This is a genomic window from Pseudoalteromonas sp. SR43-2, from assembly GCF_014163885.1.
Lineage (GTDB): Bacteria > Pseudomonadota > Gammaproteobacteria > Enterobacterales > Alteromonadaceae > Pseudoalteromonas > Pseudoalteromonas distincta.
In genome coordinates this window covers 104,174-129,903 of record NZ_JACJED010000009.1, presented here as the reverse complement: position 1 = coordinate 129,903, position 25,730 = coordinate 104,174, and the positions used below count along the sequence as shown (strand labels likewise).

Annotated in this window: 29 protein-coding genes and 1 pseudogene; 14 read left to right on the top strand and 16 right to left on the bottom strand. The window is 38.6% G+C overall.

Annotated features, from left to right (window positions below; genetic code table 11):
* The first annotated feature begins 75 nt into the window (after positions 1 to 75).
* Positions 76 to 1,344 (top strand): NADP-dependent isocitrate dehydrogenase, encoded by a 1,269-nt coding sequence (icd, locus tag H5120_RS09835; RefSeq protein ID WP_138488944.1) that lies wholly within the window; start codon positions 76 to 78, stop codon positions 1,342 to 1,344.
* Between the two features lie 12 nt (positions 1,345 to 1,356).
* Here icd and H5120_RS09830 read toward each other — a convergent pair whose 3' ends face one another.
* The 3 genes and pseudogenes from H5120_RS09830 to H5120_RS09820 all read right to left on the bottom strand — a co-directional run.
* Positions 1,357 to 1,788 carry a hypothetical protein gene (locus H5120_RS09830; RefSeq protein WP_002961558.1) on the bottom strand — a complete coding sequence of 144 codons (432 nt, stop codon included), beginning with the start codon at positions 1,786 to 1,788 and terminating at the stop codon, positions 1,357 to 1,359.
* 403 nt (positions 1,789 to 2,191) lie between these two features.
* Positions 2,192 to 2,398 carry a hypothetical protein gene (locus tag H5120_RS09825; RefSeq protein WP_182674234.1) on the bottom strand — a complete coding sequence of 69 codons (207 nt, stop codon included), beginning with the start codon at positions 2,396 to 2,398 and terminating at the stop codon, positions 2,192 to 2,194.
* A 29-nt stretch (positions 2,399 to 2,427) separates the two neighbouring features.
* Positions 2,428 to 2,739 (bottom strand): annotated as a pseudogene (locus tag H5120_RS09820) (GNAT family N-acetyltransferase); the annotation flags it as partial.
* Between the two features lie 258 nt (positions 2,740 to 2,997).
* Here H5120_RS09820 and H5120_RS09815 point away from each other — a divergent pair.
* A complete protein-coding gene (locus H5120_RS09815; RefSeq protein ID WP_182674233.1) occupies positions 2,998 to 3,855 on the top strand; it encodes a hypothetical protein in 858 nt (285 codons plus the stop codon).
* 20 nt (positions 3,856 to 3,875) lie between these two features.
* Here the strand turns inward: H5120_RS09815 and H5120_RS09810 are convergent, their stop codons facing one another.
* On the bottom strand, positions 3,876 to 4,823 hold the full coding sequence (locus H5120_RS09810) for a LysR family transcriptional regulator (RefSeq protein WP_182674232.1): 948 nt from the start codon (positions 4,821 to 4,823) through the stop codon (positions 3,876 to 3,878).
* A 117-nt stretch (positions 4,824 to 4,940) separates the two neighbouring features.
* On the opposite strand from H5120_RS09810, the gene aceK reads away from it, so the two are divergent.
* The 3 genes from aceK to H5120_RS09795 all read left to right on the top strand — a co-directional run bounded on the left by aceK (position 4,941) and on the right by H5120_RS09795 (position 8,054).
* Complete coding sequence (gene aceK / locus H5120_RS09805; protein ID WP_182674231.1) at positions 4,941 to 6,713, top strand: bifunctional isocitrate dehydrogenase kinase/phosphatase; 1,773 nt, start codon at positions 4,941 to 4,943, stop codon at positions 6,711 to 6,713.
* A gap of 64 nt (positions 6,714 to 6,777) precedes the next feature.
* A complete protein-coding gene (locus tag H5120_RS09800; protein ID WP_182672242.1) occupies positions 6,778 to 7,740 on the top strand; it encodes a zinc-binding dehydrogenase in 963 nt (320 codons plus the stop codon).
* Positions 7,741 to 7,802: 62 nt separating this feature from the next.
* Complete coding sequence (locus H5120_RS09795; RefSeq protein ID WP_007582532.1) at positions 7,803 to 8,054, top strand: DUF2999 family protein; 252 nt, start codon at positions 7,803 to 7,805, stop codon at positions 8,052 to 8,054.
* Positions 8,055 to 8,135: 81 nt separating this feature from the next.
* Here the strand turns inward: H5120_RS09795 and H5120_RS09790 are convergent, their stop codons facing one another.
* Positions 8,136 to 8,636 (bottom strand): fasciclin domain-containing protein, encoded by a 501-nt coding sequence (locus tag H5120_RS09790; protein WP_182674230.1) that lies wholly within the window; start codon positions 8,634 to 8,636, stop codon positions 8,136 to 8,138.
* Positions 8,637 to 8,820: 184 nt separating this feature from the next.
* On the opposite strand from H5120_RS09790, the gene lepB reads away from it, so the two are divergent.
* Complete coding sequence (gene lepB / locus H5120_RS09785) at positions 8,821 to 9,471, top strand: signal peptidase I (RefSeq protein ID WP_024597614.1); 651 nt, start codon at positions 8,821 to 8,823, stop codon at positions 9,469 to 9,471.
* 184 nt (positions 9,472 to 9,655) lie between these two features.
* On the opposite strand, the gene metG is transcribed toward lepB, so the two are convergent.
* The gene (metG, locus tag H5120_RS09780) at positions 9,656 to 11,677 is read right to left on the bottom strand and encodes a methionine--tRNA ligase (RefSeq protein ID WP_182674229.1); all 2,022 of its coding nucleotides are present in this window, start codon (positions 11,675 to 11,677) and stop codon (positions 9,656 to 9,658) included.
* Positions 11,678 to 11,864: 187 nt separating this feature from the next.
* Between metG and apbC the strand changes: the two genes are divergently transcribed.
* Complete coding sequence (gene apbC, locus H5120_RS09775; protein ID WP_182674228.1) at positions 11,865 to 12,941, top strand: iron-sulfur cluster carrier protein ApbC; 1,077 nt, start codon at positions 11,865 to 11,867, stop codon at positions 12,939 to 12,941.
* A 6-nt stretch (positions 12,942 to 12,947) separates the two neighbouring features.
* A complete protein-coding gene (gene dcd / locus H5120_RS09770; protein WP_002959670.1) occupies positions 12,948 to 13,532 on the top strand; it encodes a dCTP deaminase in 585 nt (194 codons plus the stop codon).
* A gap of 16 nt (positions 13,533 to 13,548) precedes the next feature.
* Here dcd and H5120_RS09765 read toward each other — a convergent pair whose 3' ends face one another.
* Positions 13,549 to 14,334, bottom strand: a complete 786-nt coding sequence (locus H5120_RS09765) for a CLCA_X family protein (protein WP_182674264.1) — start codon at positions 14,332 to 14,334, stop codon at positions 13,549 to 13,551.
* Positions 14,335 to 14,358: 24 nt separating this feature from the next.
* Positions 14,359 to 14,955: a tRNA-uridine aminocarboxypropyltransferase gene (locus H5120_RS09760; RefSeq protein WP_182674227.1), complete on the bottom strand. Its 597-nt coding sequence runs from the start codon at positions 14,953 to 14,955 to the stop codon at positions 14,359 to 14,361.
* A 137-nt stretch (positions 14,956 to 15,092) separates the two neighbouring features.
* Between H5120_RS09760 and H5120_RS09755 the strand changes: the two genes are divergently transcribed.
* A complete protein-coding gene (locus H5120_RS09755; RefSeq protein WP_182674226.1) occupies positions 15,093 to 15,437 on the top strand; it encodes an Hpt domain-containing protein in 345 nt (114 codons plus the stop codon).
* 105 nt (positions 15,438 to 15,542) lie between these two features.
* Positions 15,543 to 16,760, top strand: coding sequence for a pyridoxal phosphate-dependent aminotransferase (locus H5120_RS09750; protein ID WP_024597609.1), 1,218 nt, complete (start codon positions 15,543 to 15,545; stop codon positions 16,758 to 16,760).
* 66 nt (positions 16,761 to 16,826) lie between these two features.
* Here the strand turns inward: H5120_RS09750 and H5120_RS09745 are convergent, their stop codons facing one another.
* The 4 genes from H5120_RS09745 to H5120_RS09730 are packed head-to-tail and all read right to left on the bottom strand — an operon-like array spanning position 16,827 to position 19,780.
* On the bottom strand, positions 16,827 to 17,294 hold the full coding sequence (locus H5120_RS09745) for a glycine zipper 2TM domain-containing protein (protein WP_182674225.1): 468 nt from the start codon (positions 17,292 to 17,294) through the stop codon (positions 16,827 to 16,829).
* Positions 17,295 to 17,349: 55 nt separating this feature from the next.
* Complete coding sequence (lpoB, locus tag H5120_RS09740; RefSeq protein ID WP_002959677.1) at positions 17,350 to 17,970, bottom strand: penicillin-binding protein activator LpoB; 621 nt, start codon at positions 17,968 to 17,970, stop codon at positions 17,350 to 17,352.
* A gap of 11 nt (positions 17,971 to 17,981) precedes the next feature.
* Positions 17,982 to 18,407: a YcfL family protein gene (locus H5120_RS09735; protein WP_002959678.1), complete on the bottom strand. Its 426-nt coding sequence runs from the start codon at positions 18,405 to 18,407 to the stop codon at positions 17,982 to 17,984.
* Between the two features lie 8 nt (positions 18,408 to 18,415).
* On the bottom strand, positions 18,416 to 19,780 hold the full coding sequence (locus H5120_RS09730) for a COG3014 family protein (protein WP_182674224.1): 1,365 nt from the start codon (positions 19,778 to 19,780) through the stop codon (positions 18,416 to 18,418).
* Between the two features lie 226 nt (positions 19,781 to 20,006).
* Here H5120_RS09730 and H5120_RS09725 point away from each other — a divergent pair, with 226 nt between their 5' ends.
* The 4 genes from H5120_RS09725 (at position 20,007) to H5120_RS09710 (ending at position 23,048) form a co-directional block, all read left to right on the top strand.
* Positions 20,007 to 20,465 carry a hypothetical protein gene (locus tag H5120_RS09725; protein WP_182674223.1) on the top strand — a complete coding sequence of 153 codons (459 nt, stop codon included), beginning with the start codon at positions 20,007 to 20,009 and terminating at the stop codon, positions 20,463 to 20,465.
* 71 nt (positions 20,466 to 20,536) lie between these two features.
* Positions 20,537 to 21,367 (top strand): DUF692 domain-containing protein, encoded by an 831-nt coding sequence (locus H5120_RS09720; RefSeq protein WP_182674222.1) that lies wholly within the window; start codon positions 20,537 to 20,539, stop codon positions 21,365 to 21,367.
* Positions 21,364 to 22,137: a DNA-binding domain-containing protein gene (locus tag H5120_RS09715; RefSeq protein ID WP_182674221.1), complete on the top strand. Its 774-nt coding sequence runs from the start codon at positions 21,364 to 21,366 to the stop codon at positions 22,135 to 22,137. Before H5120_RS09720 ends, H5120_RS09715 begins: the two co-directional genes overlap by 4 nt.
* A gap of 41 nt (positions 22,138 to 22,178) precedes the next feature.
* Positions 22,179 to 23,048 carry a DMT family transporter gene (locus H5120_RS09710; protein WP_182674220.1) on the top strand — a complete coding sequence of 290 codons (870 nt, stop codon included), beginning with the start codon at positions 22,179 to 22,181 and terminating at the stop codon, positions 23,046 to 23,048.
* A 6-nt stretch (positions 23,049 to 23,054) separates the two neighbouring features.
* Here the strand turns inward: H5120_RS09710 and H5120_RS09705 are convergent, their stop codons facing one another.
* From H5120_RS09705 to H5120_RS09690, 4 genes are read right to left on the bottom strand one after another with little or no spacing between them, the layout of a single operon-like run.
* Positions 23,055 to 23,753 carry a M15 family metallopeptidase gene (locus H5120_RS09705; RefSeq protein ID WP_182674219.1) on the bottom strand — a complete coding sequence of 233 codons (699 nt, stop codon included), beginning with the start codon at positions 23,751 to 23,753 and terminating at the stop codon, positions 23,055 to 23,057.
* On the bottom strand, positions 23,753 to 24,883 hold the full coding sequence (gene dapE, locus H5120_RS09700) for a succinyl-diaminopimelate desuccinylase (protein ID WP_182674218.1): 1,131 nt from the start codon (positions 24,881 to 24,883) through the stop codon (positions 23,753 to 23,755). Before dapE ends, H5120_RS09705 begins: the two co-directional genes overlap by 1 nt.
* Positions 24,880 to 25,227: an ArsC family reductase gene (locus H5120_RS09695; protein WP_002959693.1), complete on the bottom strand. Its 348-nt coding sequence runs from the start codon at positions 25,225 to 25,227 to the stop codon at positions 24,880 to 24,882. The genes dapE and H5120_RS09695 overlap by 4 nt, the downstream gene beginning before the upstream one ends.
* Positions 25,228 to 25,231: 4 nt before the next feature.
* The gene (locus H5120_RS09690) at positions 25,232 to 25,729 is read right to left on the bottom strand and encodes a PTS glucose transporter subunit IIA (protein ID WP_182674217.1); all 498 of its coding nucleotides are present in this window, start codon (positions 25,727 to 25,729) and stop codon (positions 25,232 to 25,234) included.
* Between the last annotated feature and the right edge of the window lies 1 nt (position 25,730).

The following is a 25,730-nucleotide window of genomic DNA, read 5'->3' as shown; positions in this document are numbered from 1 at the left end:
AAAAGTACAAATACAGACACTTCTAGCTAAGCATGGTTTAATCAATTAATCGTTATTTTAAGTTAGGTTTTAGCCATGACGTATCAGCATATTCAAGTTCCTGAGCACGGCCAAAATATCACTATTGATGCACAAGGACATTGGCAAATACCGTTAGAACCTATCATTGCTTTTATTGATGGCGATGGCGTGGGGCTGGATGTTATGCCGGTGATGCGCCACGTTGTTGATAGTGCAATTGAGCATTGTTATAAAAGTGCACGGAAAATTCATTGGATGCAAGTTTATAATGGCGAGCAGGCCGCAAAGCTGTATGACGGTGACTGGTTCCCGCAAGAAACAATTAACGCGGTACGTGCCTGCAAAATTGCCATAAAAGGGCCGTTAACCACACCACTGGGTGGTGGCTTTAGATCGCTTAATGTTGCACTCAGGCAAGAAATGGATTTGTTTGTAAATATGCGCACTATAAAAGGCTTTAGTGCACTTCCTTCTCCTTTAAAAAATCCTTTTTTAACAAACATAACAGTGCTTCGTGATAGCAGCGAAGACGTGTACTCAGGTATTGAGTGGCAAGCAGGGAGTGTAGAAAGCGAAAAAATGCTCGATTTTTTATGTGAGGAAATGGGCGTAACCCGCTTAAGGTTTTCACAAGAATGCGGTATTGGTATTAAAAATATATCTAAAGAAGGCTCTGAGCGACTAATGCGCTTTGCCATTAACTATGCACTTAAAAACGATAGTGAATCATTAACGCTAGTGCATAAAGGCAATGTACTTAAATTTACCGATGGGGCATTTAAGCGTTGGGGGTATGCACTTGCACAAAGCGAATTTAATGCCACTGCACATGAAAATGGGCGTTGGCTACAAATAGAGCGAGTAAATCAAGCACCTCTAATTATTAAAGAAGTTATAGCCGACAACATGCTGCAGCAATGTTTAATGCACCCAGAGCAATTTGATGTAGTGGTGACGACTAATCAAAATGGTGACTTTTTAGCGGATATGCTGAGCGCACAAGTTGGCGGTGTTGGCATAATGCCTGCTGCAAATTTAAATAACGATGTCGCATTTTTTGAGCCTACACACGGCACGTTTGAACGTATAGCAGGGCAAAATAAAGCAAACCCCAGCAGTAGTATTTTAAGTGCGGTATTAATGCTTAAATTTATGGGATGGGACGAGGCCGCATTACTAATAGAAAATGCGTTAGAGCAAACATTTAAAAGCGGTGAAGTAACCTTTGATTTAGCGCAAGAGCAGAGCGATAACTCAAGTATTCATAACTCGACAACCTTAACTTGTACTGGCTTTGCAAAGAAGGTTATCGAGCACTTTTAAACACATTCATTATTAAGCTGCTGAGGCAGTTTTTACTCTGTGCATGCAAGGGCGGTTGGTTAACTGCGCTGCACGATGGTAAATCTCATGTGCTTGAGGTTCATCGCACTGCGTACCACTAAGCGTATCCATTAACGCAACAACAATAATTGCAGGAACCTGGCAGCAATATTCGTCTAAAACGGCTTCTGTCGTTTGTGCATCAACATGGCAAAGTGGGTGGTTTTTAAGTTGGTATGCGTTTAGCAATGTATCCACTTCTAATACATCATTTGGTTGGTGCTTTGTTTTACGGCATTTACAACCAAACTCATCAACTAAAGTAGCTAATGCTTGGTAAGTTTCAGTGGTGTTAGTTTTTGCGCATAACTGCTCTTCAATAAACTGATGTAAGTTAGCATCAATAAATAACCCGTCTTGTTGTGTGAAGCTTGATGTTGTCATAATTATTACTCTTAGTTTGTTGGCTTAACTTCACTCTAGCGCTAAGTGTATTATTAATGAAATTGTTGTTTTCAATAACTGACATTGATTTCATCAATAGTAAGTTTTAAAACTAAATAAAAAAATAGAAAACATACCTAAATTATACTAATTAATTTGGTGCAGTGCGGTAAAAACGTGCACAAAACTGGAACAAAGGGATTAGTTGATGAGTTAAGGTGGATGCTTAGTTTATTGAATTTTAATTGTTTTATGAAGTTGGTACTAAGCTTGCTAATCATACACTGTAGGTAGACTCCTATATCGACGATTTCCAAAAGCGCCATGGTATTTTCCCAAAGTTGAATACCACGGCGCTTTTTTATTTTCTCGTGTATTATATTTAGCCGTAACAATAGTAATATTAAATTTTAATAAAGTAGGGAATAGCCACTAAAATAACGCCTACAATCAACAGCATGCTAACACTGCTCATAAAATACGGAAATACCAATAGCGACAAACCAATACAAAGCGGTACTACGGCTTTTTTTCTTCGCCCGTAAGTAAGGTAGCCAATACCTATGCCTCCAAACAAAACACTCCACGCAATTATTGATGCACTATCCATTTGTAAATTACCTATTTTGAAATACTGATTTAAATTACGACCGACATAGCCAGCCTTTCAATACCATGTGAAGGAGTCCATCTTTTAAATTCCACGAAGCCATGCTTTTTATATAAATTTATTGCAGGAGTATTAGCAACCGCAGTCTCAACTCTTGCATGAGAAAAATCACCGATAGCTAAAACATAACTTATTAGCTTACTTGCGATATCTTTTTTAAAATAGCTAGGATCAACGGTTAAACTACAAATATCTAAACACTCGTTGTTTGTATCTACTTCAATAACGGCTGCTAAACATTCATTTTCGCTGTAGCCATAAAAGGTTGTTTCTGATTTTTTCTATTAGATCATATTTATATTTAAAGTGCGATCCTACCCTGTTTTTTAGTGCGGTGTGATTGCTCTGCGACTCTTTAAATGTAAAAGCATAGAGTGCGTTTAATGTTTTATAAGCCTTTCAGTAAATAAAATAGATCTATCTTATAAATGAATTCAAAATAAATTATTTTACATTTTTTGCAGATTGAAATTTCGAAATGTACAATAATTTAAATTAAGTGTACCCTCAAATTCACATATAAAAACGTAGTATTGAAAATGAAAGTCGCTATATTTAAGTCTAATAATTTTGAAATTATAATTAACACTAATGATCCTCAATTCTATCTTCAAAATAATAAAATGATAGATGCATTAAAGGAAATATATTCTGGCTTTGATGATTTATTAAATTTAAATACATTTATCAATAAACATAGGAAATCTCGTATAAGTAAGGATCTTGTAAAATTAGTCGATTTAATAAATAAGAGAGACCCTAGTTGGCATCCACTGTGTGGTAGCTTGTATTTTATTTTAACTAGTATGCAAATGTTACAAGAAAGCAATACCTTAGCTTATAGAGGCTTCTTAAAGGATATAAAAAAACAAAGCACTAGTCAGTCCTGGAAAGGCCTGCAATTTGAAATAGTTACAGCAAGAGGGCTTTCTTTAAAGTCAATATCATTTACAAAAAGTGAATCCCCAGATTTTACAGTTGATTTCGAAGGTGAAGATATATTCATTGAATGTGGAAGTGCAAGAGTTGATACTGATAAAAGCAAGCCATTAGAATATAAGATAGAAAGTGCTATAAATAAAAAAAACAAGAAACCTTACGCAAATTCTAATACTTGCTTATTTTTAGATATAACTAATATTGCACATCACGATATTAGTAATGAAAGATTTTCATATTTTGATTCTTTGTGTAAAAATATTGAAAATAAAAATGAAATAAAATTTGGAGCTATACTTTTACTTATAACTTTCTCAGAAAAAAATGGTTACGGTGAAGGTTATAAAACATTAAAATCAGTAAATTGTTCCAAAGCTTTAAATGAGTTTTTAGATCTACATTACCCTACTGGGAACTTTCCATTAGAAAAAAGTTATAAAGTACCCCCATCGATCTAAATCTAATGATTGTCTAATACCTATCTATCTTCCACCGTTTTAGCAAACTCAAGCAGCTCACGCCTTAACCATTGGTGCGCCGGTGCATGGTGCAGCAGTGGGCTCCATATCATTTTCACCTCAATAGGCACTATTTGGAATGGCACAGGGCTGATTACTAAATCAGTATGAGAGGTTAATAACTTAGCTTGCCTGCGCGGTAGGGTGGCAATAAGTTGCTCTGATTGGCAAAGCAGGCTTGCAACCATATAGTGGCGAGTAAAAACACGTATTTTACGGGTTTGTTCTAGTTGCCAAAGCGCTTCATCTACCCAGCCTAATTTTTGCTTTCCTGATTTATTAGTAACAGCGGCTTCAGGCCCCCAGCCGGCACGATTGACCCAAATATGCTCTTTTTTTAAGTAGTCGTCTAACCCTGATTGTTGTAAAAATGTATTTTTAGGATGCGTTAAACAACAGTAGTTATCTCGCCATACACTGGCTTGATGAAACGAGCGTGGCAAACCATTAAAGCGATTTATTGCTAAATCTATAGTGCCTTTTTCCATGTCTTGCAGGTTTACGTCGCTTGGACTTAATACATCAAAATTAATACCGGGATTTTTACTAAGCTGCGCAGTTATAAAAGGGGCTATTAAGGTCGACTCTATGTAGTCGTTTGCCATTATTCTGAACGTAACTTCAGCCGTTGTAGGGTTAAATTGCTCACTAGGCTGCGTAATAGCTTCGGCCATTTTTAAGAGCGCCTCAACTTCAGGCTTTAACGCAAGTGCCTTTGCCGTTGGCGTCATAGAGCCTGCAGCACGAACAAGTAGCGGGTCATCAAATAAATCGCGCAAACGTTTTAGCGCATTACTCATAGCAGGTTGCGTAAGCGCGAGTTTATTGGCAGCTTTTGACACACTTTTTTCATCTATTAACACATTTAAATAAACGAGAAGGTTAAGATCGACATTTCTTATATTCATATGATCAATTTAAATTATATGCTGTATTAATTATCTAAATTAAAGCCTGCTTGCTAAGGTGTAAACCATTAATAAAAAATAACCGCCATAACTGGCATCAATATAAGTGCTGTATTTATGCAAAATAAGCTAACAAATCAATCTAATAATGCGCTACGACACGTTGTAGCCAGTAAGCTTGCACGATCTGTTTTTGCTGGATTTGAGGCGATGTTTTCGCAATTTTTAAATATTACACTGGGTGCACAAAGCCGTTTTGAACAACGACAGTATCACAGTGTACAAAGTGCTATGCGTGAACGTTTACAGGTGTATGAGCGCGAAGTTAAAAACGTGAGTGAAGCCGTCAGAGTTATTGCTTATGCTGAACTTACTTGCCCGCAAACGTGGCAGTTAGCTAAAAATATTTACGGCGATATGGTAGAAAATCACGAAAATAAACCTATTGCGCATACCTTTTTTAACTCAACGTTTGGCGCAATTTGGGACGATAAAAAAATTCGTACTGTGCATTTGTTTGTATTAAAAGCAAAGTACCGTAGTGAGCCGCGCTCTTATGAAAGCTTAGTGAGCAGGGTATCGCTACATAATGGGTTTAATAACGCCGTTAAAACGCTTATCACTAATCAAGTATTTAGAGTGCCGTTTAGTCATTTAGAACGCGATGTAGCCACATTACAAAGTACGTTAATGCAAGGCGCTAAGCAGCAATGCAAACAGGTGTACGAACTTATAAATTTAAACGATGGGTATATTGAATACGCCAACTCATTATTTTTTAGAAACAAAGCTTGTTATTTAATTGGGCGCTGCATTGCTAAAAATGGCGACAATATGCCTTTTGCTATCGCTATTTTAAATACCGATGAGGGACTAAAGCTTGATGCTGTAATGATGGGCGCCGATCAATTAAGTTTATTATTTGGTTTTGCACGCACCTATTTTATGGTTGATACCGATAAACCCGCTCGTTATGTAGATTACTTAAGTGTGTTAATGCCACACAAACAACGCTTTGAGTTATTTAACGCCATTGGTTTTATAAAGCACGCCAAAACTGAGTTTTATCGGCACAAGGTTGATACGACTAAAAATAGCCCAGCCAACTTCAAGTATGTTAAAGCGCCAGGTACGCCGGGCATGGTAATGCTGGTATTTACTATTGAAGGGCTAGATTACGTTTATAAAGTAATTAAAGACAAATTTAGTGCGCCAAAAACAGCTACCAAAGCACAAGTGATAGACAAGTATAACTTTGTAAAACAAGCCGATAGGGTTGGTCGTTTGGTAGATACGCACGAATTTAGATATTTAGCGTTTGATTTAAGCCGTTTTAGCGACGAGCTGCTTGAGCAGATGAAAAGCCAAATTGGCAGCAGCATAGTTATATCTGGCAAGGCACTCATTTTAAAGCACGTTTATGTTGAGCGTAAAATGACCCCGCTTAATTTATATATTAACCAATGCGATAACAAAACCTTAGAGAGCGTGATGCATGACTACGGTAAAGCAATTAAAGAGTTAGCGGGCGCTAATATATTTCCGGGCGACATGCTAATGAAAAACTTTGGCGTAACGCGATGGGGGCGAGTTGTGTTTTACGACTTTGACGAAATTTGCCCACTAACCGATTGCAACTTTAGAGAGGTGCCACAAACCCAAAATGCACTTGAAGAGCTAAGTAGTAACTCGTATTTTGATATAGCTGAAAACGATATATTTCCGAGCCAATTTAAGGTGTTTTTTAGCGCCAACGAGATTGCGTTTAATTATTTTAATAATGAGCACAGCAACTTGTTTTTAGCGACGTTTTGGCAGAGTTGTCAGCAACAAGTACATAATGGTTATCTACCCGATGTTTATCCTTATAAACAAAGTTGGCGCTTTTGAGGTTGTTTGAATCTGTGTTCATCCCCATCTATATGTTATTACAGTTTTTAAACTTGGAGCAACAATGAAATATATTTCTCATGAAGATGGCAATCTTGCATTTAGTGAAACCGAAAAGCCGGTTTTAAAGAGCCATGAAGTACTTGTTAAAGTTGCAGCAATAGGTGTAAACCGTGCAGACAGTATGCAGCGCCAAGGTAAATACCCGGCCCCTGCGGGAGATAGCCCGATTTTAGGTTTAGAGTGTGCAGGTACAGTTACTGAGCTTGGAAAAGATGTAGATAAAAGCTGGCTAAACAAGCGTATTTTTACGTTGTGCTCAGGTGGTGCTTATAGCGAATATGTAGCAGTTGATTCAAAACAGCTTATGGAATTACCCGATGATGTAACAATGGCTGAGGGCGCTGCAATAAGCGAAGTGTATTTAACGGCATTTGGCGCGTTATTTGAGCTTGGTAAATTACAAAAAGGGCAAACAGCGCTTATTCATGCAGGTGCTAGTGGCGTGGGCGGTGCAGCAATTCAAATGGCTAAAAGCGCAGGTGCTACCGTAGTTATTACTGCCGGTACGGATGACAAATGCCAACACGCAAAAGAGCTCGGCGCCGATCATGCAATTAACTACAAAACCACCGACTTTGTAGAATATATGAAAGCAAATGAGTTAACAGCAAATGCAATTGTAGATCCTGTTTCGGGGAGTTACTTAAATAAAAATGCCGCTATTGCAGCCATGGATTGCCAAATTGTGATGCTTGCATTTTTAGATGGACGTTTTGCAGAGGTTGATTTTGCCGCGCTTTTACAAAAGCGTATTTCGTTTCATGCCTCAACGCTTAGAAATCGTAGTATTGAGTTTAAACGCCAGGTGCGCGACGACTTTGTAGCGCGTTTTTACAATGATATTGCCACTAAAAAGTACGACTTTAACTTGTATAAAACATTGCCTTGGAGCGACGCAAACGAAGCCCATGCTATTTTAGAGCGTAATGAAAACGCAGGAAAAGTGGTTTTACTTGTAGAGTAACTCTTTAATTTTAGGGTTTAGCCCATATACTAAGCCCTATAAAAAACACTTAAGGTTTAATAATGAATCCAATACTAGCAATACTTAAAGAGCACAATGTAAGCGACGAAAAAGTAAAAGCATTGTTTGAAGCGTTTACTCAAAACCCAATGATGGCAATGGCGCTTGTTCAAGAGCTTGGTATTCCGCCAGAAAAACTACAACAATTAATGGCAGTTGTGATGACTCAACCGCATCTTATTAAAGAAGCGACTGACGAACTTGGTTTAGATTTTGAAAAAGTAAAAGAAGCGAAAGAAAAACTAAATCAATAATTTGTTATGTCATGAAACAAAAATAAATAAAAAAGCATAAGTATTTACTTATGCTTTTTTAGTTGGCTTATTCTTTTATGACTACTCTTTTGGAAGTAGTACTGTGTCGATAACATGAATTACGCCGTTGCTTGCTTTTACATCAGCTTTTACAACTTTAGCGTCATTTATTATTACGCCCATGCTGTCGGCTTTAACCATAACTGATTGGCCTTGTAGTGTTTTCGCACTATCTACCTTCATTACATCGGCTGCCATCACTTTTCCAGACACTACGTGATAAGTTAATACCGCCGTTAGCTTATCTTTGTTTTCAGGCTTGAGTAGCATTTCAACCGTGCCTTCAGGTAATTTAGAAAATGCAGCATCTGTTGGTGCAAAAATAGTAAAGGGTCCTTTACCTTGCAGTGTTTCAACTAAACCTGCGGCTTTAACAGCAGCAACAAGAGTAGTGAACGAACCATTTTCAACGGCTACTTCAACAACGTCTTTTTTCATACCATGATGATCAGCATAAGCCATTGTAGTAAATCCAAGGCTTGCAGTTGTAAACAATAATGCAGTAGTAATTTTCTTAAACATTTTATTTTTCCTTTAAGTTAATACCCGTTGGTTTCGTTAAATGTTACGACGCTCTAAATTTAATCGATCAATTAAAATTAGTAGCCAACATGTTTTGTTACATCATTGATTGAACTGCAGCTAATTAGCAAAGTCATATAAACAGTTACTTAATTAAAGACTTGTTCAATTGAAGGGAATAGGCATGAAATTAGTTTATAAGTTTTGGAAAAATAACCGCTCTCTTATCGTATTTATTGCACTGATGAGCGTATTTAGAAGCGCTGTAGCCGATTGGTACGAAGTGCCAACAGGCTCAATGAAACCAACAATTCAAGAAGGTGACAGAATACTTACCGATAAAATGGCCTACGATATTCGTGTCCCATTTACGCATATAAAACTACTTAAACTAGCGGACCCACAAACCGGTGATATTATTGTTTTTGACTCACAAGCTGCCGATAACCGTTTAATTAAACGTGTAATTGGTGTGCCAGGAGACACCGTTGCGCTTGAAAATAATGAGCTCATTATTAATGGTAAAAAACTTAATTATGCAGATCAGCAAAGCAACATAGACTCGCTTGATAAAATCGAAGATTTAAACGGATTAGCGCATTCGATCAGAGTAGCAAATATTCCTTCACGTTTATCGGGCTTTGATGCAATTACAATTCCTGATGATTATTATTTAGCAATGGGCGATAACCGCGACAATAGCGCTGACTCGCGTGTAATAGGTTTAATTCCGCGTAACGAGTTATTAGGAAAAGCAGAGCGCGTTATAGTCTCACTTGATTACGATAACTATTACCTACCAAGAAAAGACCGCGTATTGAAAAAGCTCAATTAAATAAGATAATTAATTTTAGAGTTAAAATATAACTGCCTATTTAGGCAGTTTACTTATATAGTTTTTTACAAGCTTGGTAAGAACACTACGCTCTTGTTCGGTATTTAATATACGACTAAACATTACTTTAGCCCATAAAAAAACCGCTGACATATCAGCGGTTTTTTTTATTGTATGAGTAATATTACATTACGCGCATACCAGGCTCTGAGCCGTCATCTGGGTTAAGAATATAAATTTCTTTTCCGCCAGGGCCTGCTGCTAATACCATGCCTTCAGACATACCAAAGCGCATTTTACGAGGCTTAAGGTTAGCAACCATAACGGTTAGCTTGCCTTCGATATCCTCAGGTGCGTAAGCTGATTTAATACCCGCAAACACTTGGCGAGTTTCGCCGCCTAAATCAAGTGTTAGCTTAAGTAGTTTATCTGCGCCTTCTACGTGCTCTGCTTTAGCAATCTTAGCTACGCGTAAGTCTACTTTTGCAAAATCATCGAACTCAATCTCGTCGCTAATTGGCTCTTTTGCAAGTGGGCTGTTAGGATCAATTGTTACTTTTGGTGCTAAGCTTTCTTTAGATTCTTCAACCATTTTATTTACTTTATCCATTTCAACACGTTGCATTAACGGTTTAAATTTATTGATAGGGTGGCTTACTAGTGCATTTTGAACGGCGTCCCATGCAAGGTCGTCATTTAAAAACGCTTGTACGTTATCAGCCATTCCTGGTAGCACGGGTTTTAGGTATGTAATTAAAACGCGGAACAAGTTAAGACCAAGAGAACACACTTCGTGTGCTTCTTGTTGCTTAGTTTCGTCTTTAATTAATACCCAAGGTGCTGCGCCATCAATAAATTGGTTTGCTTTGTCGGCAAGCGCCATTATTTCGCGAATTGCGCGGCTGTAATCACGGTTCTCGTAGTGTGTTGTAATGCTCGGTGCAGCAGCTTGAAATTCAGCTAACAGCTCTGGTTGCATTATAGTGCTGCTTAGCTTGCCATCAAACTTTTTAGTAATAAAGCCAGCACAACGGCTTGCTATGTTGACTACTTTACCTACTAGGTCTGAATTTACTCGCTGTGCAAAGTCTTCTAGGTTTAAATCAAGATCAACAATACCGCTGCTTAATTTTGCTGCGTAGTAGTAACGTAAGTATTCTGGGTTTAAGTTATCTAAATAAGTACGCGCTTTAATAAACGTACCCTTTGATTTAGACATTTTTTCGCCATTTACAGTTACAAAACCATGAGCGAATACATTAGTTGGCTTTCTAAAATTAGCGCCTTCTAGCATTGCTGGCCAAAATAAGCTGTGGAAGTAGATAATGTCTTTACCAATAAAGTGATAAAGCTCTGCGTCTGAACCTTCAGCCCAAAACGCATCAAAGTCGAGGCCTTTTTCGTCACATAGGTTTTTAAAACTCGCCATGTAACCAATAGGTGCATCTAACCAAACGTAAAAATATTTGCCTGGTGCATTTGGGATTTCAAAACCAAAGTAAGGTGCGTCACGGCTAATATCCCATTGTTGCAAGCCATCGGTAAACCATTCGTCTAGCTTGTTAGCCATTTCTTGTTGAATAGTTCCCGAGTGTAACCACTCTTTTAGCATGCCTTCAAATGCTGGCAGGTCAAAAAAGTAATGCTCAGAATCTTTAAGTACAGGCTCAGCACCTGACATTACAGAACGCGGGTTAATAAGTTCGGTAGGGCTGTATGTAGCACCACACGAATCACAGCTATCGCCGTTTTGGTTTTCAGACTTACACGTTGGGCAAGTACCTGTTACAAAGCGGTCTGGTAAGAAAATACCTTTTTCTGGATCGAATAATTGCGAAATAGTGTGCTTTTTAATATGACCGGCATCGTTTAGGCGGTTATAAATAAGTTCGCTTAATTCTTTGTTTTCTTGGCTGTGCGTGCTGTGGTAGTTATCAAATTTGATATTAAAGTCAGCAAAGTCGCGTTGGCGCTCTATGCTCACTTGTTTTACCATTTCTTCAGGCGTGATCCCTTGCTTTTGCGCATTAAGCATAATTGGCGTGCCGTGGGCATCGTCTGCGCAAACATAATAAGCTTCGTGGCCTTGTAGTTTTTGAAAACGTGACCAAATATCAGTTTGAATATATTCCAATAAATGACCTAGGTGAGTAGGGCCATTTGCATAAGGTAATGCGCTGGTAATCAGGATCTTTCGCTGCGTCATAATCATTCCGAATTGAGGATAAAACGCCGTTTTTATTATACAAACGGCAATTATCATTAATTTATCTACAAGCTATCTGCTTAGAGTGCGCACAGCTTATGGATTTTTATTAATTGACTGGTGTTAATGCCCTGAATGTTACATAATTCCGTGGCACTTTTCATCAAAGAAACGCTATTTAATTGCTATGTTTGGACTGTCGAAACTATTCTCTTCTAAATCGGTGCAAAAACAACCGATTATAACTGCCTTAGCGGCATATCGTAGTGCGGCTTTTGCCGTCGGTATTGACGAAAGCTTCATTGATACTATTACTCAAAATGACGATAAATCACTACACATTAAATTAACTCTGCCATTTGCTGGGCAATCAGAAATGCCTTTAGTTGAGCAACACGTAAGTGAAAGCTTAAATGTGCCTGTAACAATTAGCGCCAAGGTTATCATTAAAGAGGCGGCTAAGTTTAAAGCGATTAAACATATTGTGCTTATTGCCTCAGGCAAAGGTGGGGTAGGTAAGTCGACTACTGCTGTTAACTTGGCAGGCGCGCTTAAAAATGAAGGCGCAAAGGTGGGTATTTTAGATGCTGACATTTATGGCCCATCTATCCCAATGCTTTTAGGATTAGTGGGTGCAGAGCCCGTCACTAAAGATAACAAACAGCTACAGCCTTTTAATGCAAATGGCATTAAAGCGCAGTCAATTGGCTTTTTAGTTCCAAGCGATGATGCCACGGTATGGCGCGGGCCAATGGCGTCAGGCGCGCTGAGCCAGTTACTTAACGAAACCGATTGGGGTGAGCTTGACTACTTAATTGTTGATATGCCACCGGGCACCGGTGATATTCAGCTTACAATGAGCCAAAAAGTACCCGCTAGCGGCACTGTTGTTGTCACTACACCGCAAGATTTAGCGCTAGCCGATGCGCAAAAAGGCATTGCTATGTTTAATAAAGTAAACGTACCGGTGCTTGGCTTAATAGAAAATATGAGTCACTACATTTGCACTCACTGTGGTGAAGCTAACCACGTTTTTGGTAAAGACGGTGCACAAAAACTGGCGCATAAGCACGGCGTGCCTGTACTTAGCCATATTCCACTTGCAATAGATATACGCGAGTATTCTGAGCAAGGTAAACTTATTGCAAGCGATAACGATGCCGCAATAAGCAAAACATACAGCGCAGCAGCAAGGTTAATAGCCAGCACGCTTTATTATCAACAGCATCACAATGCAATTGAAATTGTGATTACGGAAGATTAATAAATAATGAGACTTTCAGACACACATATTAAAGAATACTTAAGCGATGGCCGCATAGTTATTGAGCCTGCACCAACGAGCGAGATGATTTCAGGTGTAACGGCCGATTTACGCTTGGGTAATAAATTTAGAACGTTTAATGCGCATAATGCAGCATACGTCGATTTAAGTGGTCCAAAAGATCAGTTAAATAAGGCCATGGAATCGATCATGAGTGAAGAAATAGTGCTTGATGAAGGTGAGGCATTCTTTTTACACCCAGGTGAACTTGCACTAGCTATTACCCATGAAAAAGTAACGTTGCCAGCAGATATAGTAGGTTGGTTAGATGGACGCTCATCGCTTGCGCGTTTGGGGTTAATGGTGCATGTAACCGCGCATCGAATAGACCCAGGCTGGAGTGGCAATATTGTTTTAGAGTTTTACAACTCAGGTAAATTACCACTGGCACTACGCCCACTGATGAAAATTGGTGCTATGAGCTTTGAAATGTTATCGGGCCCGTGTGAAAACCCATACAATATTCGTAAAGATGCAAAATATAAAGATCAAAGCAGCGCAGTAGCAAGTCGTATTAGTGACGATAAATAATCACCAAATATAGACATTACTCGTCTATTTTATGAAGCGCATAACCCAGTAGTTCAAAATACTGGTTAAGCGCTTCATTTGCTTTATCAATATGCTCACTATTTGGGTATATTAAATTACTACTTTTTAAGCCTCCCACCAAAAAGCTATTTTTTATATATGTGTGGCCTTCAATACAGGCTTCAAAACACCGTGCTGCAAGCTCTTCTGGCATGCTCATATAATTCATATTGTGGGCTTTATCGTGTTCTATACACGCTTGTACAAAGTTATTTGCATCAATACCATCTTCATCTAAAAATACATGTTTATAAAAACTGTTCAAAGCATTATTAAGTGGATGCGATAAATTAGGCGTGTTTGAAAGCCACAATTTTGAGGCAAAGCCAAATTGTGATTTTGTTGCAAATAAGTGCTCGCTTATATGATGGTCAAACGCATGGAACCATTCATGAGCAAGTGCACCACCGCCTGCATTTTTTGCAAGAGCAAGTGTTTGAGAGGCTGCATTATAATGCGCTTGCACGCCTTTTTGACCACCATGGCCAAATGCAAAGTTAAGCTTCCCGCGCAGGCCAATAGCTTTGGGCGGTAAATGCAGTATTTGCGCAAGATCCGCCAGTGCATCGTAAATTAAATTGGCGCTAATGTAGCGCTCTTCTTTAGTTACCCATTTACCAACGACCATTGACCTAAAGCCGAAGGTATCTCTTATATCGCTAAAGTCGACTTGGTCGTCAAAGCGATAGTCGGGTCCTTGGCGAGTAAAGCCACGTTTTAGTCTGTTAGGGTAGTTACGCATTGCAAGTTTCATATAGTAACGAGTTTAATCTAAGTAACGTGCTTTTACGTGCTCGGGCATGTGTTGGGTTTGTTTTTGTATTAATTCATTAAGCGCATTATAAAGTGGTGCGGGATTTAGCTGCTCTATTAAAAACAAACTATGCGCTACAGCTTCAAGTGTGGATAGGCTGTCGGCCCGAGGGGCTTTACGAATAGCATAACGATTTTTAGGTAGCTGTTTAAAACTGACCGTTTTAAATTTATTTAGTAATGTGGTGAGTTGCAAAATTTTGTAGGCTTTTTTCCATGTACCATCAACCACGATTAAATGAGTGATGCTTTTTACACTTGGCTGCTCAGTGTTATCGTCTAAATTTACAGCGTGTTCGTTAGGGTAGAGTAAAACAGTTGAGCTTACTGGCAGTGTTTTTAGTATGGAAAAGTCATCATTATTTTCGCCTTTGATTATTTGGCAATCAGTTAGGCATAAATTGAGTAGTTTAGCGGTATTTTTTGCTATTTTTTCTTCACTCGGGTGCTGTAGAATAATAACCGTAACTTTGTTGTTTATATTTGTAATTGCGCTGCAAATACAGGTGTTTATTGAAAAGTTACAATGTTTACAAAGTGTGCGTGCCATTTAATAAACTTTTTGTTGCCAGTATGATCCTCGCAATTATACATTTATAAGGTAATTAAGTTGGTTTTTTTTACGCATCAATATAAAGTAGTACTATTAAACTGTAACTTACATGGATTGTTTTAAGGGCTTAAAATATGACAGAAATAAATATTGATACATCAGCATTAGAGAGTATGGAATCGTTATTGGGTGAGCAGTTTGCTGATACACTTGATTTTTGCTGCTCAGAGTTTGAACGTTTGGGCTCAGAAGTGTTAGCAACCATTGGTAAAGATAAAGAAGCAGCTATTCGCCACTCCCATAGCTTAAAATCGAATGCGGCGCAGTTTGGAGCTTCAAGCCTTGCTGAAGTATCGCGTGTTATTGAACAAAATTTAAACCTAGATAACTTAGCTGAAGCTATCGACGCATCTAATAGCTTAATGGCTCAAGTAATAGGCTCTCAAGCTAAGCTAAATGAATGGTTAGCATCTCGTTAATTATTGAAGCTGAAACGTGAATTTATTTCAGTATTAAGCACCTAAATTGACTGGCATTTTACGCCTTTACTAGGTTAGTCTAAAGGTTCACTAGTCGAGGTAAAAATGTCTGATATTAAAAAGAGTCACAAATTAGAAGGTGTATGTTATGACATTCGTGGGCCGGTTTTAGCACAAGCTAAAAAAATGGAAGACGAAGGTCAAAAAGTATTAAAATTGAATATAGGTAATCCAGCTGCTTTTGGTTTTGATATGCCAGAAGATATGCACCGCGATATTATCCGCAACTTATATTCAGCCCAAGGTTACTGTGACTCTAAAGGCCTCTATTCAGCCCGCGTGGCTATTTATCAGCACTACCAACAACGTGGATTACATAATTTAGATGTAGATAGTATCTATATTGGTAATGGCGTAAGCGAACTTATTCAGATGATCACCCAAGCGCTATTAAATAATGGCGATGAAGTGCTTATTCCAGCTCCAGATTATCCACTTTGGACTGCTTCAGTTACATTATCGGGTGGTAATCCGGTGCATTATTTATGTGATGAAGAGCAAGATTGGTTTCCGGATATTGCAGATATAAAAAGCAAAATAACGTCTAAAACTAAAGCTTTGGTATTAATTAATCCTAATAATCCGACAGGTGCGGTTTACAGTGACGATTTGTTAATGCAATTAATTGATATAGCGCGTGAACATAAACTGCTGTTATTGAGCGATGAGATTTACGAAAAGATTTTATACGATGGTATAACGCATACTTCAATCGGCTCACTGTGTGATGATGTACCAATCATTACTTTCAATGGTTTAGCAAAAACCTACCGTGCAGCGGGGCTAAGAATGGGGTGGATGGTTCTAAGCGGTCGTACCTCGGTAATGGATGATTTACGCAAAGGCCTTGAAATACTTTCATCTATGCGTTTGTGCGCCAATGTACCTGCGCAATATGCAATTCAACAAGCGTTGGGCGGCGTGCAATCAATTGATAATTTAATTAACCCAGGTGGGCGCTTATACGAGCAGCGCGATATAGCATGGCGCGGGTTGAACGCTATTGAAGGCATTAGTTGTAAAAAACCTAAAGGCGCGCTCTATGCGTTTGCCAAAGTAGATACAGCACTTTTTAACGTTAAAGATGATGAAAAGATGATGTACGATTTGCTAAAAGCCGAAAAAATATTACTTGTACATGGCAGGGCGTTTAATTGGCCCGAGCCGGATCATTTTAGATTGGTATTTTTACCAAGCAAAGATGATTTATCGGATGCGATGTTAAAAATGAAGCGTTTTTTTAAAGACTATCGCCAAGTATAGTTATTTAAAAAATAAAAAAACGAGCCAAATTTGGCTCGTTTTTTACATTATTCATGAATATATTGGCTAGTACGCTTTATCTACACGCACCGTGTTGTCGTTCAAGTACACTAATCTTACGTTATCGCCTTTGCTAAAGCGCATTGATTGGTCTTGATCTTGAACAACCATAAACTGGTCGCCGTTTTCAACTTGTATTAATAACTCTACAAAATGATTTTGCTGATAATGACTTTGCTGCTGCCTATTATGTGCAACACTGCCGCCAATTACTGAGCCTAATATTGTTGCTACTGTGCGGCCGCTACCGCCACCAAACTGGTTGCCTACAACACCACCGAGTAATGCACCGCCGAAGGTTTCCCAGCCGTTGTTTTTGTCTTGAATGATTTCTTGTTCGGTAATATTGCGTACCGATTTTACGTCACCAAATAAAACTTGCTGCACAGGGACTGCTTTATTGCGCTCATATTGAGCAAAAGTTGGCGCGCTCACACTAAGTAGGGCACACATTATTAATATTATAGCTTTCATAATAATCTCCTATTGGTAGCCTTTATGGGCTTATTAGCCCGTAAAGGCTTAGTAACTACCAACCAAATGTCGATTTTTCTTTAGTTTTACGAATTTCAGTTTCGTCAGCCCATTCAACTAGGCCGCTTTCCATATCCATTAAACGCATCGTAAATTTATAGTATACGTCTGATTTGTCGGCATTTGATTTAACTATGCTCGATAAATTTCCGTATAACATATATTGCGCGCCAATTTGTTTACCAAATGCAACGGCTGTTGCAGGGTTAACAAGGGCATCTTCGTTTTGAAATGTTAATTGCTCACGTACTGACTCAACACGCGTCATATCTACAAAACGGAACTTACCACTGCGTAGCATTTGCGTTGAGATTGAATCGGTGATTGATTCAGTATCAATGTGCTCACTAGTTTTGTTTTTAATACGCTCAACAAATACTACAGGGCGTTTATTAGCGGTCATTGTGCCAACAACGGGTGAGCTGAGTAATGAATCGGTCATTTGGCTCGCTACTTTTTGTAAATCGGTAGAGCCAAAATTAATATCGGTTGTTTCTACTGCTTGTGCATCGCCATAACTTACTACGGCTTTATTAGCACAGCCACTTAATACTAAAGCGCTGAGGCCAACTAAAGCGTAAGTTGATACTGTTTTAAATTTGTTACTGATGATCATGGTTGTTTCCTTTAATCTTTAAATTCTTGTGATTCGGTAGACACTTCTCTTACTGCTAAAGAAAAGGTAACCGCATCAGAGCTCGGTGCTAAGCCCGGTAATTGTGTTTTTGCAAAACCAAATAAGGTGAGTGCTTGCCAAGGTGAATGGTTGCCTTTAATTACAAAGCCGTCTTTATCAAACCAATTAAACTGATACTGCAAATATTGTGATTTTTTATACTGGCTCGAAAGTGTCACTACTACATCGGTTAACTGGTTGGTTTGACGTGTTTTCACATCAGTAATGGCAAGCTTTTTACCAAGCTCTGGGTTATCTACACGTAATTGCTCATTAAACTGGTTTTTATTTTGTTCAACAGAAATACCCGATGTAACCGGTTGGCTGGAACATGCACTGAGCATTAAGGCTGCTAATAATGGCGCTATGTATTTCATGATGGCTCCTAAAGTTGAACTACGTGGTAATTAAAGTAGTTATTAATAGAGGTTAAGTAAATTAACGTTAACCCTTGCTTACTAATGGTAAAATTTATAGGTGCTTGTGTGCCTATGTGCACAGAATGCTCACCTGTATTTAGGCTTTGCCTTGCGACACTTATTTGATTTGGAAGTGTAAGCCAGCTGCGTGTATCAGCTTGCTCAGACGCCAAATTATAAATATTAGCAAGTATGTTACCTACATCACCGGCACTGCGAGCAAGTTCTGCCCGCACTTTCTCTTTAGCTACTAATCTAAGTACTTGGCGAGCGACTTTTGCAGGGATTTGATCTTCTAGAGTTTTAGCTGCAAGTGCCTCAATGTGTACCAGTGGGCTAAGCGCCAAGCTTTGTGCATCTATATTTATATTGTTAAGGCGGCGCACATAGGCATTATCTTTATATACCGGCATCGCCAAGCTGTAAAAGCGTGCATCGCCACGTGATGAATAAATTGGCAAGCGCAGTTTAAATTCATCTTGTTTTGGTACTAATCCTTGTTCAAATAAAACAATTACTTCGCCCTGTGATGAAGAAATAGTGGGCGTATCGCCAAAGCGTTTTTTAAATTCATTTAGATCTTGGTCAAACCCTTGTTTTTTAGCAAGGCGCATTACATCTTGCTGTAAATAAATATTGTTAGGTTGTATAGCCAGTGCTTTTTTATAATCGATATAGGCGTCGTCGTATTGTTTAGCACTTTGGTAAAGCAAAGCAGATAAGTAAAATGTGTAGGCATTTTGAAAGCCATTTTTTATGTCTCTGGTTACATTGCTCATGCTTGGGTAGTGTTGCTGAGCTTCTTTAACGGTTGAGTCTACTTCTGCTTCATTCTCGCTAAGCGCATCAACTTGTACTTTATTAGCTCGGCGAATTTCGACCAATGCGCCTTCAACATCATTTTTATACACGTAGTTAAGTGCTTTATAACTATGAAGCATGCTCATTTCGTAAGCGGGTGGCACATAAGTTATTGCTGAGTCGTTGGTAAATAAAGCGTTACTTTGTTCAAGGCCCGCACTAACTTGTATTTTGGCGGCTTCACGCTTTTTTTGCATTTGTGTATACACGTTCTCAAATTTACTTTGTGCATCATCTGGCGTATTTGCTAAGTCGTTTAAACGAGCTTGCTCAAGTTGGTTGAGTAAGTAGCTGCTGTGCAGGGTGCTATTATTAGCAATAAGGGATTGCGCTTCTTCGATGTTGTTTTTCTCGATCGCATTTCTTATTGGTGTCATTTGCGTGGCATAGTCATTAAATAGGTCATTAAAACCCATTGTGCTACACCCACTTAAAATAAAACAAAAGCTTAAAATTATACTGCGGCGCACTGAGCACTCCTCTTAATTTACCTGTATACATTAACATACTATTTTTAGCTAAATGTGTGAAATATTGTAAAAAATCGTAGAGTAAAACTGCCTGCTAATAAAGAAATATAAAATGACATTGGTGAACAAAGTGTGAATTTTTTTTGGTTTATTATCAACTCCACTGAAATAGTATTTTCGCTTTAGCGGTCTTGCTAAGAGTTATATCACTCAGAGGAATAAAAAAATGAAAAAGTTCACAGGTGCAGCAATGGCTGTAATGGTAGCAGGTTTAGTTGGTTGTAATGCAACAGAGGCAGAAACGTCAACATCAAGTGCAGTTGCTAATAATGGCGCAACAACTGATTTAGTTCATTGTTATGATGCGAATGTATGTGGTGGCCATAACGATTGTAAAACAGCTGAGAATGCATGTGCAGGTCAAGCGTCATGTAAAGGGACTGGTTTTGTAGCAATGCCTGCAAAATCATGTGCTGACGTTGGCGGTACAGTAAAAGATAAATGGGTTGGCAGTGTAGCTAAAGCAGATTTAGTACATTGTAACGATGTAAATGTGTGTGGCGGTCATAACGATTGTAAGACTGCTAATAATGCTTGTGCTGGACATGCATCATGTAAAGGCACCGGTTTTGTATCAATGCCTGCAAAAGCATGTGGTGATATTGGTGGTTCTGTAGGTAGCTAATACCAATTTATCGAACGCATAAAATAAGCCTGAACGATGTGTTTTCTTATTCAGGCTTATTAAGGAAGTTTATGACAAATCGTTTTTTAGGTTTTGGTTTAGGACTGAGATCCCCGCATTTTGAGCAAATTATTGCAGAGAAACCAGCTGTAGACTGGTTTGAAATTATCTCAGAAAACTATTTTGTAGCCGGTGGAAAACCTTGGCATTATTTAAATAAAATAAGAGCAGATTATCCGATTGTTATGCATGGGGTATCAATGTCGATTGGTAGTATTGACCCTATTAATAAGGACTACTTAAATCAGTTAAAAAACACAATTGCGAGGGTTGAGCCGCAGTGGGTGTCTGATCATTTATGTTTCACCCAAGTGGGCGGTGTTAATAGTCACGATTTACTACCAATGCCTTACACCTCAGAGGCACTTGATCATTTAGCAAATAAAATTTCACAAGTTCAAGATTACCTGGGGCGCGAAATGATTTTCGAAAATGTATCGAGCTATTTAACCTATAACGATTCACAAATGAGTGAGTGGGAATTCTTAGCGCAATTACATAAGCAAACAGGCTGTAAGTTTTTAATGGATGTAAATAATGTTTATGTAAGTGCACGAAATCACGACTTTAATGCAATGGATTATTTATCAGCTATTCCGAGTACAGCTATTGCACAAATACACTTAGCAGGACATCAAGACTTTGGTACGCATATTATAGATACTCACGATGAAGATGTTCCCGATGCGGTATGGGACTTATATGCTCAGTATGCAAAAACATTAAATCCGGTAAGTACCATGATTGAACGCGATGATAATATTGGCTCCCTTGATGATTTAATTACTGAGCTTGAGCATGCTAAAACGCTAGTGAAACCGTTTTGGGATATAAGATCATGAGTGATTTAGCAAAGCTGCAACAACAGTTTATGAATTTACTGCAAGGAGAAAGTTCGGATATTAGCGAGCAAATTGCGCAGCAAGGGCAGTTAAATACACAACAGCGACTCTCTATTTATCAAAGCGCTTATAAAATTCGCTTAAGAGCCGTGATTGAGCAAGATCACGAACAGTTGGGCATTTACTTAGGTGATGATTTATTTGAGATGATGGTTGATGGTTATTTAGCTTTATATCCTTCAACTCATACGTCACTACGAATTTTTGCAGAGAAACTACCAGATTATTTAGCCGCTAATACTCCTTTTAGTGATTACCCCATACTTGCAGATATAGCCAAATTTGAGCGACTATTACTAAGTACTTTTGATGCAAGCGATAAAACATTACTTAATGTATCAGAGCTTGAAAGTATTGAACCTCAGCAATGGCCAACTTTACTATTAAAATTACATCCAAGTGTACAGTTAGTTGTGTTTAATACTATGGCGGTTGAAAGTTGGCAGGCAATAAAACAAAAACAAACACCGCCAGAGGCAAGAGTGTCAGAGCCTCGCTTTTGGGTTGTAGCACGTGATGCTCAAAGGCGTACACAATATTTAAGCGTTGATGCACAAGAATACCGCTTACTGAGTTTATTAAAACAAAACACACCCTTTGCACAGTTATGTCAATCCTGTTTAAATGAACTCCCGGGTGAGAAAATCGCTGGGTTTTTAATTACTAAAATTAATCAATGGCTTGAACGTGGTTGGTTAATTAGCGAGTAGGTTTAAACAATATAATTATTTTTCGTTGCGAAGGAATTTTTTTGAAAGCCACCATATACACATTAATTGCTTTAATTGCGTTTGCCGCAAATTCTCTTTTTTGCAGAATGGCCTTAGCAGAAGGTTATATAGATGCTTGGAACTTTACTGTTATTCGCTTGCTTAGCGGAGCTGCATGTTTGGGCATTATAATGGCAATTTATACCCATAATTTAAAACGTAAAGGCACATTCAATCCCGCTATTTTAAGTGACAGAGGAAGCTGGCGAAGCAGTATTAGCCTGCTTGTTTACGCGCTTTGTTTTTCGATTGCCTACTTAGAGCTAGATACCGGTACCGGTGCACTAATTTTATTTTCTGCTGTGCAACTTACTATGATTGGCTGGGGTATTTATCAAAAAGAGCAATTAAGCGTACTCCAGTGGTGTGCATTTATAGTGGCGTTATCTGGTTTTGTATATTTAATGCTGCCATCTGCAGCGGTGCCTTCATTATTAGGTGCATCACTTATGGCACTCAGTGGTGTGGCATGGGGTATTTACAGTATTCGCGGTAAAGTGTGCGTATCGCCACTGCGTACTACTGGGTTTAACTTTATAAGAAGCTTAGTTGCTATCCCTGTTTTATTACTTGTAGGTATGAGTTATTTAAAAAATATGAGTATTGAAGGGGTATTACTTGCGTGTGCCTCGGGGGCAATAGCGTCTGGAGTTGGTTATAGTGTTTGGTATGTAGCAATGCCACTACTTAAAAGTACCCAAGCTGCGGTTGTGCAACTTTGTGTGCCGGTACTTGCTGCCATTGCTGGTGTTTTGTTTTTATCAGAGCAGGTAACAATGGAGTTTATAGTAGCAAGCTCGTTAATATTAGGGGCCGTGCTGGTGTTTATTTTAAATAAAAAGAAGGCTTAATATAACCTAACCTTCTTTTAGGTGTGGGCTCACGTTTGTTACAAAGCGTTTATAAATAGCCGGTAAGTTATCAAGTATTGCCTGCTTACCCTGTAGCTCACTGTTTTTTATGCATTCATAAAGTACTTGCTCGCTAAGTTTATTCACTAATAATTGTGATTGCTTAATATGGCTTATATGCCAAAGCTCAGGTGCTACGCCACCTAAATCATGCTGGTAAGGACGATAAAAACCAAATTTAACTAAGTTAGTATCAAGCCAATTACTTAAAGGTGCAAACGGCCCACCTTGCAAGTATTCATCAGGTGTTAGCTGTAGCTTATAATCATCATTCACCGCAGCTTTATCAAACACATCTAAGTCAGTCCCTAAATGGTGCCTGCTTGCGCCAGGTAGTGCAGAGTAGAGCATTATTGCTATGCATTTATCTACATCATTTAATTTAGTTAAATCTACAACCTTTTGCTGTTTATTATAAACAGGTCGAATACCTAAAAACTTATTATTCCAAATAATTGACTGGCGTTTAAAGTCGCGAAAACTTGAGGCAATAGTAAGATCAAATCCCGCATTTTTTGCTGCACTTTGTAACGCTAAAAAGTCGCTAATAATGTTGCTATGCAAACGATGATTTTGTATATCAGTTAAATGTGTATCACTTTGCCCTGTGATACACATTATCGATGTTGGTTTAGTTACATCCATTATGCTAAAAGTTGCTCTAGTATTTGCTCGTAAATGTCGGTAAGGGCTATTAAATCATCGGTACTTACGCATTCATCTACTTTATGAATAGTTTCGTTACGTGGGCCAAGTTCAATTACTTTAGCACCTGTTTGTGCAATAAAGCGACCATCTGATGTGCCGCCGGTAGTTTCTAGGTTTGTGGTTAAACCGGTTACTGATTTAATCGCTTTTACTGTGGCATCAACAAGTGGGCCGTGCTCGGTAATAAAAGGCAAGCCATTTACTATCCAGCTTAATTCATAATTTAAGTTATGCTTTTGCAGTATGTCATTTACACGTTGTTGTAATTGCTCATGTGTTACTTGCGTGCTAAATCTAAAGTTAAACTGTACTTCTAGCTCACCCGGGATCACATTACCTGCACCTGTGCCGCCATTAATATTTGAAATTTGAAAGCTGGTAGCAGGGAAGTATTCATTTCCGTTATCCCACACCGTTTTGCTAAGCTCTGTAAGGGCAGGGGTTGCTAGGTGAATTGGGTTTTGTGCTAAATGTGGATAGGCGACATGCCCTTGTACACCCTTAACGGTTAAAAAAGCGGTAAGTGAACCTCTTCGGCCATTTTTAACAACATCACCTAATACATCTCGTGATGAAGGCTCGCCTACTAGGCACATATCAATTTTTTCACCGCGCGCCTCTAGCGTATCAATTACACGGGTAGTCCCGTTTATAAACGGGCCTTCTTCGTCGGAGGTAATTAAAAATGAAATCGAACCTTTATGATCTGGGTGCTTAGTAACAAAACGCTCGGTTGCAACAAGCATTGCAGCTAACGAGCCTTTCATATCGGCAGCGCCGCGCCCATGTAATAAACCGTCTTTTATTAATCCTGAAAACGGCGGGTGTTGCCAATTTTTTTCAGGGCCTGTTGGCACAACATCAGTGTGGCCTGCAAAACAAAAGTGCGGTGATTGTGTGCCTTTTCGAGCCCATGTATTTAATGTGTCGGTAAAAAATAATGACTCAATATTAAAACCAACCGCAGCAAGGCGATCGTTCATCATCTGTTGGCAGCCAGCATCCTCGGGCGTTACTGACTCACGTTGTATTAGTGCTTGAGCGAGTTTAATTACATCATCTTTCATGATTTAAATATCTCATCGTATTGAGCTGCTTTAAAACCTAAATGGTAACTGCCATTGTTAATAAGTACTGGGCGTTTGATCATTGCAGGTTGTTCAACTAACAATGGGATAGCACTTTCTTTAGTCAAACTCTGTTTTTGCTCATCAGTTAATGCGCGATAAGTTGTGCCACGTTTATTAACGAGTTGCTCCCAATCGAGTTTATCTGCAAAATCACTTACCATTTGCTCATTTACGCCATCTTTGCGGTAATCATGAAACGTAAATTCGATGTTGTTGTCGGCTAAGTATTTTTTTGCTTTTTTTATCGTGTCGCAATTGCTAATACCGTATAGAGTGATCATAAATTTAGTTCTTCTTAATAATAGTTAATAAGGTATCTACATCCGCATTTACATGCGAATGTGAGTAATGAAATGTGCCGAGATTATGGCCGTTAAGTAAGATTAAACTGGCCAGCATAGGCGTTTCTAGTTCACGTAAATCAAAATAAGCGAGGCGTTGGCCTTTACTTATTTCACTACCATTTAATTGTGCAATATGGGTATGTGTAATTGATTGCGAACCGGTAATAGTTAAGTTGATTAAAACTTTTAAACCATTTTTAGCCTGTAAAATAAACTCAGTACCTGCGTTTTTTACTTGTAATAACGTGCCATCAAACGGCGCTAAAATTTTGTGGCTACTGAGCTTTACAGTAATACCAGGACCGAGAATACCAAACTTAAAAATAGGTTCGGGGTGTTCTTGAAGCGGTATTACTTTACCTGTAAATGGGCTTGTAATAAGGATGGCACTGCGGGGCGTTTTATTGAGTGCTAGATATTCAATTGTTTGTGCTTTCATA